Origin of the sequence: Pseudomaricurvus alkylphenolicus (assembly GCF_011683955.1) — a bacterium.
GTDB lineage: Bacteria > Pseudomonadota > Gammaproteobacteria > Pseudomonadales > Cellvibrionaceae > Pseudomaricurvus > Pseudomaricurvus alkylphenolicus.
The window spans coordinates 323,434-338,097 of the sequence record NZ_JAAQPI010000006.1; the positions used below are offsets into that span (position 1 = coordinate 323,434).

Here is a 14,664-nt window from a genome sequence, read left to right on the forward strand (position 1 = left end):
CCACACTGACAGAGGGAACTGACATGAACCTGACCATCAAGGAAAAGATGTACCTGCTCGCCGCTGCCGTCGCCCTGGTCTCCCTGACCATTCTGGGCGTCGCGCTCTACGGCATTAAATCCTTCAACGATATTGCCCATACCCGGGACCTCGCCCGCGAAACCGAGTCCCGCATGCTGATGTTACGGCGGCACGAAAAGGACTTCTTTGCCCGCAAGGACCTCAAGTATCAGGGAAAGTTTAATGAACAGCTGGCGACCCTGAAGCAACGCTTGCAGGAACTCCAGGCCATGTCGATGACCATCGGCACTGCCAGCGGGGATGCGGAACAGTTGCAAACCGTCTTCTCCACCTATGGTCAGAAATTTGAGCAGGTCGTCAATGTCATGGTGCGTATCGGGCTGGACCATAAGAGCGGTCTGCATGGGGACCTGCGGCGAGCCGTACATCAGGCCGAATCGATGATTCGGGAATCCGGCAGCGATACGCTTCTCAGCGCCAATTTGATGTTGCGCCGCCATGAGAAGGATTTTTTTCAGCGTCACGATCTAAAATACGCCGAATCCTTTGATGCGACCCACCAGGCCTTTAAAGAGGCCTTGCTCGCCGATGGTCTGGCTTCGGACAGTCAGCGGGCCATCCTCTCGCAGATGGAAACCTACCAGTCTCTTTTCCATCAGACTGTAGATGCCTATGTCCAGCTGGGATTGGACCCCCGTTCAGGTTTGCACGGGGAAATGCGGCGGGCAGTACATGAGTCTGAAACCCTGTTGGATAGCACCATTGCCCATACAGTCACCGCGATTGAACGGGAACAACGTCGTGTGGAAAAGACCATAACCACCACGGCCCTGACTCTGTCGCTGGCACTCATCGCCGTGATCATTGTGCTGGTTCGCAATATCGTGCGTTCGCTACAGCGCCTGTTGCACGAAATGAACGAAATTGCCGAAGGCGATGCAGACCTCCGGGTTCGATTGCCCGACCAGGGTCGCGACGAAATGGCACATATGGCCACCGCGTTTAATCGCTTTGTGGAGCGCATCCAGGGCGTCGTCAGAGAAGTGACCGATGTCTCCCAGAATCTGGCCAGCGCTGCGGACCAGACGGCAGTCTCTATTGAACACACTGCGCAAATGCTGAACCGCCAACATCGGGAGACCGAACAGGTGGCCACCGCCATGAACCAGATGAGTGCCACCATCAATGAAGTGGCCAACAATGCCGCTACTGCTGCGGACGCCACCCAATGCGCCAACTCGGACAGCCAGCGCGGCAAAAACATCGTCAACTACAGCGTCGAGTCAATCCGGGGGGTTGGCCACCGACGTAGTCAAGGCCTCGGAGATGATCGATCAACTCTCCCAGCGGGCCGAGTCCATCGGCTGTATCCTCGATGCCATTAACGCCATTGCAGATCAAACCAACCTATTGGCCTTGAACGCCGCCATCGAAGCCGCCCGCGCCGGTGAACAGGGTCGCGGATTTGCCGTGGTGGCGGACGAGGTGCGTACCCTCGCCCAGCGCACCCAGGAATCCACCAATGAAATCCAGATCATGATTGAGGACCTTCGCAGTGGCACCCGCAACGCCACTCAGGTGATGGACAGTGGTCGCCAATCCGCGGAATCTGTCGTGGCCCAAGCCGCAGATGCGGGCCAGGCCCTGGAATCCATTGCCAACGGTGTGGATGCCATCAACGACCTCAATACACAAATTGCCAGCGCCGCCGAACAGCAGGCAGTGGTCTCCGACGAGATCAACCGCAACATTGTCAATATTAACGACTATGCCGAACAGACGTCGTGCAGCGCCGATCAAATACGGAGTGCCAGTGGTGAGCTGGCCAAATTAACCCAGCAGCTGTTTGGGCTGACCCGGCAGTTCAAGGTCTAAAAAATCAAACCGTCAGCCTCAACCTCTACCATGTGAAAGTCCGATTTTCCCATGCCACAATCCGGGCACAGCCAATCTTCCGGCACCTGATCCCAAGGGGTGCCGGGCTCAATACCCTCTTCCGGCAGCCCCGCCTCTTCCGAATACACAAAACCACAGGTTTCACATTGAAGAACTTTCATTGATTAACTCCAAACGCTTCGGGTAACCTTCAAACCGGGTTGCCCGTGTTCATCATCTTTTCCATTTGTTCGTTATCCATCTGTAAGACATCCTCACCCGACGAATAGAACTTGCGCCAGGAAATGGCAATTGGACTCTGCGTCGTGCTGCACATCGGGTGGTTTCTGGGGTGGTAGTTTTTCCCCAGCGTGGGCAGTGCTGATTTGGCCAGTTGATAGGAGAAGTTGCAAAAGAACCCAAACGCCTTTGCCGCCTTCCAGGGACTCTTCAGGTAACCCTCTTTCTTAATCATAGTGACATACCCCGGTATGGTTTCTGCCGCGATATGGAAGAAAGCCTTAATGATCATTGCTCTGCGGTACCCGTGGTCTTGCGGGTAGAAATAACGAAAGACATCAAACGCCACGGAACCGTGTTCGACCTCTTCTACCTGGTGCCACACCCAGGCGGAACGGAGAACCGGGTCAGCGTCTTGCATCCACTGATCGTAGTTATTCAGAATGATCATGCCCGCCATATAGGTAAAAGTCTCATAGCCGGCGATAATGCCAAGGATTTTCTTGATGTCGTCATTTTTCAGAGACGCCTCAAAATAGTCTTTGGCCTGCCCATCCAGCTTCACTACCTCGGGATAACGTTTGGCCAGAAACTTGTTGATCGCAATAAAATTCTTGGCGTGGTGGGCTTCCTGGCCAATGATGCGTGAAATATCCTGTCTGAGCCGTTCGTTTTTAACCTGATCTTTGACGGATCTCAGACCCTTGACCAAATAGCGCTCAAAATAAGGCACGTGAATGGCCAGAGCGTTAATATAAATCGAAAATAAGGGATGGGATCGGCTCCACACCGGGTTCTGTCCTTCGATTTTATCGACATCAAAGTTCAATGGCCGAACCTCAATATTGTCCATAGCATTGCTGACTGTACTCATCGGGTAACCCTCGGTGTTGTGATCTGTTTTTATGTAGAGCCCACACTCTTGGTGTGATCAACGGTAACGACTCTATTCTCGACCCAAAAACGCCGACCAACCCCATCCCCGAGTATGGTTTTTGAAGTATTGAAGGGGCGGCGAAGCGCTGCAAAAGTACCCCAATGACCCGTTTTGCCTGGATTTATCACACTTTGGAGTGGGCTTCCCGCTTCACACCCCTGATAAAAACCATCCTTTGGTATGGTACGGAAACCCACCTTTTCAATAATCCTTTCTACCCATACCAACGGGATGGATAACCCACCCGCCAATAACCATAAATGAGGTCACTTATTTTGAACCGCTCAAACTCCAAACACATCAAGGTCCTAGCCGCTGTTTCGCTGGCCCTGACAGCGGCTGGCAGCAGTCTTGTACTGGCTGACAAAAACGCATCCAAATGGTCCCAAGAGGTCGGCTACTACAAGATCACCCCTGACGAAGACAGCTCCGCGATTTCCGGTCCGGGTATGCCTCCAGGCACCGCTGTAGACGTGAAAGAAGGCAGTTCTTACCTGTTTTCAACCACCTACCACCACAACAATAACCTGAGTCTTGAATTCTTCTACGGCGGATGGAATGAACTGGACGCGGCTGCGGATGGTTCCATCTCCGCTCTGGGCAATATCGGCACCTTCGAGTACCTGGCCCCCACCGTTACCGTCAACTGGACCTTCGGCAACGACGCCTGGGCGCTTCGCCCGCACCTTGGGCTGGGTATCAACCGTATGATCTACGGACAGGAAAAGGCCAATGCGGTGTTGGAAGGCGCGCTGGGCGGCGCCACCGAGATTGAGGTGGACGACACTTGGGGTGCGGTTTTTACCGCCGGGCTGACTTGGCACTTCACCAAGCGACTCTATGCGACGGCGTCTTATGTGGTGATTAACAGCGACACCAGCGCCACATTGACCACAGAGGCAGTAGGTACTGTGAGAACCGTGGATCTGGATACCGATTTGAAGATCAGCTATCTGAATGTCGGTTACCGCTTTTAGCACTGGACGCTGTTTTCCCCCTGAACTCACTAAATCAATAGGCCAGGTTATGAACAATACAAACGAGCGGCACCAACACTTAGTAAGACGCTATCAAACATTGCTCTTTGCCCACGGCAGCGCTGTACTGCTGATCGGCCTGATTGCCGCACTGCTGTTGGTATTCTCTATGGCCGGCGGAGTCATCGCCTGGCCTTTGCTTGATATACCCACTGATATTCCCGGCACCGTAAGGGGCTGGAAATCCACCCACGTGGGCGGACTCACCAATGGACTGTTAATGATTGCCATGGCGATCATTCTGACCCAGGTACCGATGTCCGCCAGACTGACACAGTTCGTATACTGGTCCTTTGTCCTCACCGGCTGGGGTAACACGGTATTCTATTGGGCTGCTAACTTTTCCGCCAATCGTGGTGTATCCTTTCACAGTAACCAGTACGGCGAATCCGACCTGGCGGGTATTTTGGCGTACCTGAGCGGTGGTTCGGTCATGCTACTCACGATTTTCGCCACCGCCGTGGTGATGGTAGCGTCATTCCGAAAAGCCAGGAATTTGTCGATATCGGGATGTGCTGATTAAATCGCAGATGTGATATGCAACCATGGCCAGAGCCCAGCATCGAAAAGACATTCTGACGGCCAAGCTCCAACCACAGCGGATCGTCGGCTCGCTGATTCCCCGCACGGATATTGTGCGCGAACTCAATAACCAGGGTAAACACGCCAAGCTCACCCTGCTGGCAGCACCCGCGGGTTACGGCAAGTCCACCCTTATGAACCAGTTAATGGAAAGCCGTGAAAGTTACGGTGAGATCGTCAGCTGGCTGAGCCTGGATACCAATGACAACAATCTGGATACCTTTTCCAACTACCTGCTGTGCAGCTATAACGAGGCCATCTCCCGACGGGATGATTTGTTTGAATTATCGCCTTTGGAATTGCATGTCAACGCCAGCCCCAAAGAACATCTGACAATTCTCTTTAACGAGATTACCGCCAGTGATCGTCTGGTTACCATGATGCTGGACGACTTCCATGTTATCACCGACAACAAGCTGCTCGACTTTGTTGGTTGGATGCTCGAAATGATGCCGAATAATATGGCGCTGATTATTGGTGGCAGAACGATACCGGAAATAGAAAGCATCCACGCTCTGAGAGCAAAATCCAGCCTCGTGGAGATCAGCTCCAGCCGCATCAGATTCACCCTCGCTGAATGCAAAGACTACATCCTAAGCGGCAGAACGCCTCAACTCAACGAGCTGTCGATCGAGCTACTCTATCAAAAGACCGAAGGTTGGATCGCCGCCCTGCAACTGGCGTTGCTGGCGATACGGGAGGAAGATGATCCGAATCAATTTGTCAGGGAGTTCTCCGGTACGGACCGAGACATTGTCAATTACCTGGGCGGCTGCGTTATAGCAAGCCTGGACGACCGGGAAAAAAATATTATGCTGCGTACCTCTGTCCTGGAACGGATCAACGGGGAGCTGTGCACTTTACTCACAGACGATCTCGAGGCAGCCGCTATTATCTCTGAACAGCAAAAAACTGGCTCCTTTGTCTTCGCATTGGATCGCGCCGGCCACTGGTTTCGCTACCACCATCTGTTTCGAGAACTGTTGACCCACGAGCTCAAGGCTCTCAACCCGGAACTCTACCCGCAGCTCTGCCAAAAATCGGCGCAATGGTTTGAGGACAAGGGCCATACGGTTGAAGCCATTGACTACTACCTAAAAGCGAAAAACTACAGGTGCGCAACACGGCTGATCAGCCGGCACGCCAGCGCCCAGGTTCAGAATCAGGGGCAGCACGAAATCCTGTTCAGTTGGATACGGGATCTCCCGCAGGAATACCTCTATGGAAATCCCGCCATTCTGGTGTGTTATATTTGGTCTCTCACCTTTACTCATCAATTCAGCCTCGCGGAAGAAACCGCCAACCAGTTTCGCCAATTTCAGAGATGCAATGCCGAAGACCTGTTTAGCCGCGAAGACCAGAAATACATCGATTACAGCCTGGAAATGCTCGATGCGGTCAAGGACGTTTCATCTGGCCGAATCACCGAGGCTCGGCGAAAAAGCACGAACTGGCTGGAAAAATGGAGAGATGCACCTAAATTTGAGCGGGGCACAGTACTTGGCGCTCTCGGCGCCGCCTGCCTTCACACCCTGGAGTTTGGACTCTGCCGACAAGCTGTCACCGAAGCCAACAAGGAATTCCACCTCTGCCAATCGGAATACGGCGTGTCCTGGATGGAGTGCATCTACGCCCTGGTTTGCATGCGCCAGGGGTACCAGAAAGAAGCCCGAGAGGTTTTGGAGAAATCGCTGCAACAGGCCATCACCAGCATGGGCGAACACAGCTATGCCAGGGCCATGCTCAGCGTCGGACTTGCCCAGGTTTATTATGATCTCAATGAGATAGAACAGGCGAACCAACTGCTGGACAAAGGCTTCCTCTATATCGAGGACCATGGCCTGGCGGACACGCTGATCGCGGGCTACACCATCAAGGCACGCCTGTTGGAAAGAAGCGGGAAGGCTGATCAGGCAATAGCAGTCCTGATCGACGGAGAACGTTTCGGACGCAAGATGGGTATCAACAACATAGAACCCGCCCTGGCTATGGAGCGAGGCCGGCTACTGCTGCAACGACACAACATCGATGCGGCGAAGTCGCTCCTCAGCAACTTCGATTTCTTCGATGAACATGGTGAAATTCAGAATGCATCACCTTATGAGTCCATACTCATCGAAACCTTTATCATACGCCTGCAGATTGCTCAGGGGCAGTCGGAAAAAACCCTGGAAGCGACCAAGAAACTTATCAGTAAATGCCGGGCAAACGAAGTCAATGGGGTGTTGATCACCTTATTGATATTAAATGCCAAAATACTCTGCGACTGCGATCAGGAATTAAGGGCACTGCGAAGCCTGGAGCAGGCCGTGGAAATGGCGGCCAAAGAAGATAACATCAGTGTTTTTATTGACGAATATCAACACCTTGAATCGCTTCTACCCAAACTCATCAAGGGACACCAGACGCTCAGAAAGACTGACTCCCGTGATATATCTGAGTTTCTCAATCGACTAAGCGACGTCGCAGGAATTGAAGATAACGGTCGCAAAGACCTGGAGAACACGGCCCTGAGTGAGAATCAACTCTTCGAAAAACTGACTAAACGAGAGAAGGCCATTTTGCAGCAATTGGAAAAGGGAATGACCAACAAAGAGCTGGCTGAATCCATGTTTATATCCCTTCCCACCTTAAAGTGGCATCTTTCTAATATATACGGAAAACTGTGTGTCAAAAACAGAATTCAAGCGATCGCCTTTGCACAGAAACTTAACTAGAGAACATTGTATCCTGTTCAAATGGATTACAAATGTTGGGGCTTAAGGAACCAATTGGGAGCCACAAGGATGTACTTGTACATATCATGGTGGCTCCCAATATGAATCAGGAAGTTCAGAAATTCTTCCGGACTCTCAGTCCATAGGTACGCGGCTGGTTGGGATAGCCATTAAAGCTGCCCTCCTGAGCCGGTGTCGGAAACGCGGTTAACAAGTAGTCCTCATCGGTCAGATTTTTGCCCCAGACAGAAAAGTCCCAGCCATCCGGTGTTGTCATGCCGGCGCTCATATTGAACAACTTCACCTCACGGGAAGCCAGACTCGCAGCCACATTATCCACTGCCTGGACTTCATCCTCATACTGGTAGTCTCCCCTGATATAGGCCTCACTGCTGCCGAGCGGGAATGAGTAGGTTGCTGATAGAGAAAGACTGACTTCGTGAATACCCGCCGGCTGCTCACCACTTAAATCAGGCACACCCTCGGCGTTGGTTCCCGTCTTAAAGGAGTCGTACACAGGATCCAGCAGAATCCCTGAAAAGGTGAGCTTTAATGGATCGACAGGATAGTAAACCACATCGAACTCAACCCCCTCCGTGGATTGTTTACCCGCATTCAGCAAATCATAGCCGGTACCATTAAAAATGGCGGACTGAAACCCTTCAATCTCCTGATCAAAAATCGCAATATTGACAGAAACACGCTCAAATTGGGCTTTCAAGCCAATTTCATAGACCGTTGACTCTTCCGGGCCGGCAAACCTCTGCCCCGTTTGCAAATTGACACAGCAGGCTGTTAAACCGGCGGCGGTTAACGCCGCGAGGTCCGCTTCATTGGGCAATGTATCGCGCGACAGGTTCCAGGAGCTCGCCTTAAAGCCCGTGTTGGTACTGATGTATACATTGATCTCTTCGGTCAGATTGTAGGCCAGCCTCAGTGTATAGGTAATGTCATCATCATCGGTGGTGTTGTCCTCAACAGAGTTAGGCAAGGCAACGATTGGGGGTAATAACTGCAACGGTGCAAGCGCACCCAGTAATTCCGTAGGCAAAAAGGCAAACGTATTGGTATTGATCTGAGAAATTTCTACCTCTTTCTCCGCCTGTGTGTAATTCAGTCCCATGGTAACGGTCAGATCCTCGCTGAGGTGAAAATCCACCTGACCAAAGAACGAATAGGATTCATCATCCTGTGTCATCGCATCCAGCAGTCCGGTTCCCGACGCAAAGAAGGTTCCCGCGGGAAATCCAAAGCCGGCTTCTGCTGCGCTGAGTGCGCCTGGTGCCCCCAGGCCGGCAACCAATGCATCAAAATAACCACGCGCGTCGTCACCCCAGATTACATTGTCGGTAAACTCCAGATCTTCCTGAAAATAGAAGGCACCAATCATCCAGTCGATACTTCCTTCCCCGTTCGAGGTTAGGCGAAACTCCTGGGTAAAGGTGTCCAGCTCAAGGTCCTGCTGCCCGTCGGAAGACAAATCGGCGCTTGTATAATCAATATCCACGTCTTTAAAGACGTCACTCATACGCTGCGCTGTTATGGAGGTAAACGTAAAATCGTCAAACTCAATATCCAACTGAACGGAGATGCCGCCGTTTTCGATTTCGTTAAATGGGGTTACGTCCAGATAGGAATCACGAGAATACGGATCGTTGGGCACCAACTGCCCCCCGACAAATCTGACCGCGCCCTCAGTAGGGCCACTTAACAGATTGGTGGTGCCGCAACACACCTCATCGATTTCGTCGTAATCGGCAATGACCCGAATGCTGGTGGACTCTGTGGGTGTAAAGTACAACTGCCCACGAATGCCCCAGCGATCACGCTCATTCTGTTCGCTGCCATCAAAGGAGTTATCAAAGTAACCGTCCCGAACGTTCGTATGCGCGGAGATGTCGAAACTGAGATCGTCGGAAATAGCACTCTCGAACAACCCCGAAGCGCTGTAGCCGCTATAGTTTGATATCCCCGCACTAATATATCCCCCCGTTTCACCGGATGGAGCGGGTGTCACAACGCTGATCACGCCAGCCGAGGCGTTCTTGCCAAACAGCGTACTTTGCGGGCCACTTAGCACCTCAACCCGTTCAAGACGCGGCAGATCTGAGATGGCGGCACCGCCTCGGGAACGATAAACACCGTCGATAAATATGCCCACCGAGGATTCGATACCTTGATTATTGGTACCGTTGGCAAAGCCCCGTATGGCAAAGCTGGTATTATTGGATGACTGCAACTGAGTCACCCGCAGCGAGGGAACAACCGATTGCAGATCGTTGATATCCACAATGGCGGCCTGCTCTATCGTCTCCGCAGAGGTTACCGATACGGCAATGGGAATATCCTGGAGAGTTTGCTGCCGTTTGGCGGCGGTAACGACAACCTCCTCTGTAAAACCCTGGGCCAGAGATCCAGGCGCAGCGTTGAGACAGCCAGCGGCAATGGCGATAGCGAGATAGCGGCGTTTGTACAGAATATGCATAAGACATCTCCCCTGGTTGAAAACCTGTTTATCATGGGGGTATTGACTCCGAAAACAGAGAAAGTCTGCACCTCATCCGTCCCGGACCTATCCTTTGAGGATAGACCTATTCCGGCAAGTCGTCAGGTATACGCGGGAAATTGGAGTTTGGATGGGTACAGGGAACCCAGAGAGAGGTGAGATACGGCCAAAAATTGGCCGTATAACGGGCCAGCCACAGAGTCCGCCCTGTGCGCGGCTGGCCCCAAGCGATTACAGCACTTCGAACAGGCCAGCAGCCCCCATACCACCGCCGACACACATGGTAATCACCACGTATTTGACGCCGCGACGCTTACCTTCCATCAGCGCGTGCATGACCATACGGGTGCCGCTCATGCCATAGGGATGGCCGATGGAGATGGCGCCGCCGTTGACGTTGTATTTGTCCGGATCGATTCCGAGCTTGTCACGGCAGTAAATGGCCTGGCAGGCAAAGGCTTCATTCAGTTCCCACAGGCCAATGTCGTCCATCTTCAAGCCGGTGCGCTGCAGCAGCTTGGGGATGGCGAACACAGGGCCAATGCCCATTTCGTCGGGCTCACAGCCGGCTACCGCCATACCACGATAGGCACCCAGAGGTTCCAGATTGCGCTGCTCGGCCAGTTTGCCGTCCATCATCACAACCGCCGCGGCACCATCAGATAACTGAGAAGCATTGCCACCGGTAATACAGCCGCCTTCACGAACCGCCTTCAAGCCCGCCAGACCTTCCAGGGTGGTGTTAGGGCGGTTGCCTTCATCCTGGGTCAGGGTCACTTCCTGCTCGCTGGTTGCGCCGGTTTCCTTGTCCATCACCAGTTTGGTGGCGGTGACCGGTACAATTTCATCGTCGAACTTACCCGCTTCCTGGGCGGCAGCGGTGCGCATTTGCGATTGCAGAGAGTATTCATCCTGGGCTTCGCGAGTGATGTTGTAGCGGTTGGCCACCACTTCGGCGGTATCCAGCATGGGCATATGAATATTGGGCGCATGGGCAACCGCCTTGGGGTCAACCAGGCGATGAATATTCATATGCTCGTTCTGCACCAGACTGATGGACTCACAGCCGCCGGCAACCACAATGGGCGCACCGTCCTGAGTAATTTGTTTGGCTCCGGTGGCAACGGTCATCAGGCCGGAAGAACACTGGCGATCGATGGTCATACCGGCAACACTGACGGGCAACCCGGAAGCCATGGCCACCTGACGCCCCAGGTTGGCAAACTGGGTGCCCTGTTGAATGGAGGCACCAAAAATACAATCGTCGATTTCCGCCGGGTCAACACCGGCGCGCTCGATCGCGGCGTTCACCGCCACGGAAGACAGAGAAGGCGCTTCCAGATTGTTGAATGCGCCGCGGTAAGCTTTTCCGATTGGTGTACGAGCCGCTGAAACAATAACTGCGTCTTTCATAGTAAAACCCTAAACTGATTGAAAAAAGCCCGGCTTAGGACAAACGAATAAAATTCCTGGCCGGACGGGATCAAGAGCAATAACCAGTTACTGCTGGGACTGAACGTAGGCCATGGCCTTGGTCAGGAATTTTTCGGTTTGCTTGGAACCGGCTTCCAGTTCCGCCTGCTGGGTGGTGTCGCAAATACCGTCCCACTTGGCCAGTACATCTTCAGGTGTTTGTTGCTCCACAGGCAGGAACACGCCGTCAGTTTCAAACAGGCGTGTACTGGCATAACCTCCGGCACCGGCGCATAGAATCATGCGGTTGGGGGCATCCTGGTGACACAGCGTCAGCGCACCGGCGGTCACGGACTCCGCCGTCATCATGTTAAAGATTTCCTCGGGAATCAGGTCTTCGGTCATACGGGTACCGGCGGATGGCGACAGCGCATTCACACGAATATCGTTCTTGGCGCCTTCCAAAACCAGAGTATTCATCAAACCCAATACCGCCATCTTGGCCGCACCGTAGTTGGATTGGCCGAAGTTTCCGTACATACCGCTTGAGGAAGTCGTCATGACGATACGACCATAGTTCTGCTCGCGCATGATATCCCACACGGCCTTGGTGCAGTTTACCGAGCCCATCAAATGCACATCCATCACCAGCTGGAAATCCGCCAGATCCATTTTTGCAAAAGACTTATCGCGCAGGATGCCGGCGTTGTTGATCAGGATGTCGACGCGGCCCCACTTATCCATGGCCTGCAGCACCATGTCCTGGACTTCGTCAAACTTGGCAACGTTGGCACCGTGAGCGAAAGCTTCACCGCCACCCGCTTCGATGATACGAACCACTTCTTGCGCGGCTTCGGATGAAGCGCCGCTGCCGTCGCGGGCACCGCCCAGATCGTTGACCACCACCTTGGCGCCGCGCTTGGCCAGCTCCAGTGCGTGAGCACGGCCCAGGCCATTACCTGCACCAGTAACAATGGCCACCTGGCCTTCAAATGAAATAGACATGGTATTAATCTCTTAAATTAGCGGTAAATAACGTTTACTTGGCCATCTGCATGCCGATCCACTCGGCTTTGAGAGCGGGTTTGTCGCTGCCTTCAATTTCCACTTCAACGTCGGTTGTCATCATAAATTGGCCGGGATTCTTCTCGACCACATCGATGACCTTGGCGTGGCAACGAATACGGCTATTGACTTTAACCGGGGCGATAAAACGCACCTTGTCAAAGCCGTAGTTAACGCCCATATACACGCCCTCCACCACCAGGTTAAAGGACTCGGCAAAGTAGGACAGCATGGACAGGCTCAGAAAGCCGTGGGCAATGGTAGAACCGAACGGGGTTGCCTTGGCCTTCTCGGGATCAACGTGGATAAACTGGTGATCGTGGGTACACTCGGCAAACTGGTCAATTTGATCCTGGGTAACGGTAAACCAATCGGAGCTTTCCAACTGCTGACCGGCACTGTTCAAAAACTCTTCGCGGGATACGATTTTCATCTTAGAACCACTCCTCTTGCATATCGTAACTGGTGGTATCCAGGTCGGAGATAACCTTGGCCCAGTGGTTAATTTCGGGTAACTCAATACGGAAGAAATACTGCAACGCCTGCAGCTTGCCGCGATAAAAGTGTTCGTCCGCCTCGTGTGGCTGCCTGGCCAGCGCGTTGTTAGCAACGATGCCCTGCTTCAGCCACAGCCAGGCAATCACCACATGACCAAACATATCCAGGTACTTCACGGAGTTGGAGAAGGCCGCATCGATATTCATGGACTGGGTGGCACCCAGCACAGTTTTGGTGGTGTCCTTAAGGGTGGCAATTGCCACTGCCAACTGTTCGGCATAGCCGGCAAGAGCATCCGATTTTTTGGCAATCTCAATGGTGTTTTGCATCTCGGCCAGGCACGCGGTGTAACCGGCAAAGTTGTTCATCGGCACCTTGCGTCCCAGCAGATCCAGCGACTGAATACCCGTGGTACCTTCGTGAATCGGATTCAATCGGTTATCACGGTAGAACATTTCCACCGGGTGCTCGTTGATATAGCCGTGTCCGCCCAATACCTGAATGGCATGGTAGTTGGCCTTGGGACCAAACTCGGAAGGCCAGCTTTTGATAATCGGGGTCAAGAAGTCCAGCAGGGTGTGCGCGGCTTTGCGTTCTTCTTCAGTTTCTGCGGTTTTTTCATCGTCGGCCAATTGGCTGCCCAGCAGACACAGGGCATAGGCACCTTCTGCATACGCCTTCTGGGTCAGCAGCATGCGGCGAACATCCGGGTGTTGGATAATATTTACGGCTGGGGATTGTGGATCTTTTTCCGACAACAAACGACCCTGCGGACGTTCTTTGGCGTAATCCAGTGAGTACTGATAACCGGCATTGGCAATCACTGCGGCTCCGGTACCCACCATGATCCGAGCTTCGTTCATCATATGAAACATATAGCTCAGGCCTTTGTTTTCCTCACCGACCAAATAGCCGATAGCACCGTCTTTTTCACCGAAGCTCAAGGCCGTCGAGGTCTGGGCGCGGCCGCCCATTTTATGGAACAAACCCGCCAGGGCAACGTCGTTGCGAGGCCCCAGGGAGCCGTCTTCGTTCACCAGAAACTTGGGCACAATAAACAGGGAAATACCCTTCACACCTTTGGGTGCACCTTTCACGCGGGCGAGCACCAGGTGCACGATATTATCATTCAGTTCATGATCGCCGCCGGAGATAAAAATTTTGCTACCGCTGATACGGTAGTTGCCATCGGCGTCTTTCTCTGCGGTGGTGGTCAAGTCCGCCAGGCCGGAACCCGCACCGGGTTCGGTCATGGCCATGGTACCGGCAAAGCGGCCCTCGCGCATGGGCACCACCCATTGCTGAATCTGCTCAGCCGTGCCATGAGCTTCAATCAGGTTGGCATTGGCGTTGGTCAGGCCAGTATAGCCCAAAGCCACACCACCGGCAGCCGTCAGAAAGGAACTGGCAGCACTGGCCACGATTCCTGGCAGCTGCATGCCGCCAAGTTCGTAGTCAGCGGTTGAAGATGCCAGGCCTGCCTCGATAACGGCATCAATACCTTGCTTGATCTCGGGGATCATGTGGACCTTTTCGCCATCAAACGTAGGCTGCTCGTTGTCGGCCTTCTGACGGAATGGCAGGAAAACCTTCTCGGCGACGGTTTTTGCGGTATTCATCGCCGCGGTAAACGTCTCGCGACTGTGATCGGCATAGCGCTCACGCTGGGTCAGGGACTCGGCATCAAACAGCTCGTAGAGCATAAATTCCAAGTCGCGTTCACTCATCAGGGGTGCGGCCATTATTTCACCTCGTAGTAATAGATTTGTTCTT

At 53.2% G+C, this 14,664-nt stretch carries 12 protein-coding genes; 5 read left to right on the forward strand and 7 right to left on the reverse strand.

Features of this window, described 5'->3' with window-relative positions; translation table 11 throughout:
- The first annotated feature begins 23 nt into the window (after nucleotides 1-23).
- Both HBA55_RS37485 and HBA55_RS17460 read left to right on the forward strand, forming a co-directional pair.
- A complete protein-coding gene (locus tag HBA55_RS37485) occupies nucleotides 24-1,406 on the forward strand; it encodes a methyl-accepting chemotaxis protein (RefSeq protein WP_240946136.1) in 1,383 nt (460 codons plus the stop codon).
- The gene (locus HBA55_RS17460; protein ID WP_240946137.1) at nucleotides 1,318-1,896 is read left to right on the forward strand and encodes a methyl-accepting chemotaxis protein; all 579 of its coding nucleotides are present in this window, start codon (nucleotides 1,318-1,320) and stop codon (nucleotides 1,894-1,896) included. Before HBA55_RS37485 ends, HBA55_RS17460 begins: the two co-directional genes overlap by 89 nt.
- Here the strand turns inward: HBA55_RS17460 and HBA55_RS17465 are convergent.
- Nucleotides 1,893-2,078, reverse strand: coding sequence for a rubredoxin (locus tag HBA55_RS17465; protein WP_166994036.1), 186 nt, complete (start codon nucleotides 2,076-2,078; stop codon nucleotides 1,893-1,895). The genes HBA55_RS17460 and HBA55_RS17465 overlap by 4 nt on opposite strands.
- Before the next feature lie 29 nt (nucleotides 2,079-2,107).
- On the reverse strand, nucleotides 2,108-3,010 hold the full coding sequence (locus HBA55_RS17470) for a metal-dependent hydrolase (RefSeq protein ID WP_166994038.1): 903 nt from the start codon (nucleotides 3,008-3,010) through the stop codon (nucleotides 2,108-2,110).
- A gap of 338 nt (nucleotides 3,011-3,348) precedes the next feature.
- Between HBA55_RS17470 and HBA55_RS17475 the strand changes: the two genes are divergently transcribed.
- Genes HBA55_RS17475 through HBA55_RS17485 form a run of 3 tightly spaced genes read left to right on the forward strand, consistent with a single transcriptional unit; the run spans nucleotide 3,349 to nucleotide 7,409 of the window.
- A complete protein-coding gene (locus HBA55_RS17475) occupies nucleotides 3,349-4,050 on the forward strand; it encodes an OmpW/AlkL family protein (protein WP_166994040.1) in 702 nt (233 codons plus the stop codon).
- Between the two features lie 49 nt (nucleotides 4,051-4,099).
- The gene (locus HBA55_RS17480) at nucleotides 4,100-4,633 is read left to right on the forward strand and encodes a styrene oxide isomerase (protein ID WP_166994042.1); all 534 of its coding nucleotides are present in this window, start codon (nucleotides 4,100-4,102) and stop codon (nucleotides 4,631-4,633) included.
- A gap of 22 nt (nucleotides 4,634-4,655) precedes the next feature.
- On the forward strand, nucleotides 4,656-7,409 hold the full coding sequence (locus HBA55_RS17485) for a winged helix-turn-helix domain-containing protein (RefSeq protein ID WP_166994044.1): 2,754 nt from the start codon (nucleotides 4,656-4,658) through the stop codon (nucleotides 7,407-7,409).
- A gap of 115 nt (nucleotides 7,410-7,524) precedes the next feature.
- Here HBA55_RS17485 and HBA55_RS17490 read toward each other — a convergent pair whose 3' ends face one another.
- From HBA55_RS17490 to HBA55_RS17510, 5 genes are all read right to left on the reverse strand, one after another.
- Nucleotides 7,525-9,894, reverse strand: a complete 2,370-nt coding sequence (locus HBA55_RS17490; RefSeq protein WP_166994046.1) for a TonB-dependent receptor — start codon at nucleotides 9,892-9,894, stop codon at nucleotides 7,525-7,527.
- Between the two features lie 252 nt (nucleotides 9,895-10,146).
- Nucleotides 10,147-11,328, reverse strand: coding sequence for an acetyl-CoA C-acyltransferase (locus HBA55_RS17495; RefSeq protein WP_166994049.1), 1,182 nt, complete (start codon nucleotides 11,326-11,328; stop codon nucleotides 10,147-10,149).
- An 87-nt stretch (nucleotides 11,329-11,415) separates the two neighbouring features.
- Nucleotides 11,416-12,333, reverse strand: coding sequence for an SDR family NAD(P)-dependent oxidoreductase (locus HBA55_RS17500; RefSeq protein ID WP_166994051.1), 918 nt, complete (start codon nucleotides 12,331-12,333; stop codon nucleotides 11,416-11,418).
- A gap of 34 nt (nucleotides 12,334-12,367) precedes the next feature.
- Complete coding sequence (locus tag HBA55_RS17505; RefSeq protein WP_166994053.1) at nucleotides 12,368-12,826, reverse strand: MaoC family dehydratase; 459 nt, start codon at nucleotides 12,824-12,826, stop codon at nucleotides 12,368-12,370.
- Between the two features lies 1 nt (nucleotide 12,827).
- The gene (locus HBA55_RS17510; RefSeq protein ID WP_166994055.1) at nucleotides 12,828-14,633 is read right to left on the reverse strand and encodes an acyl-CoA dehydrogenase; all 1,806 of its coding nucleotides are present in this window, start codon (nucleotides 14,631-14,633) and stop codon (nucleotides 12,828-12,830) included.
- Nucleotides 14,634-14,664: the final 31 nt, after the last annotated feature.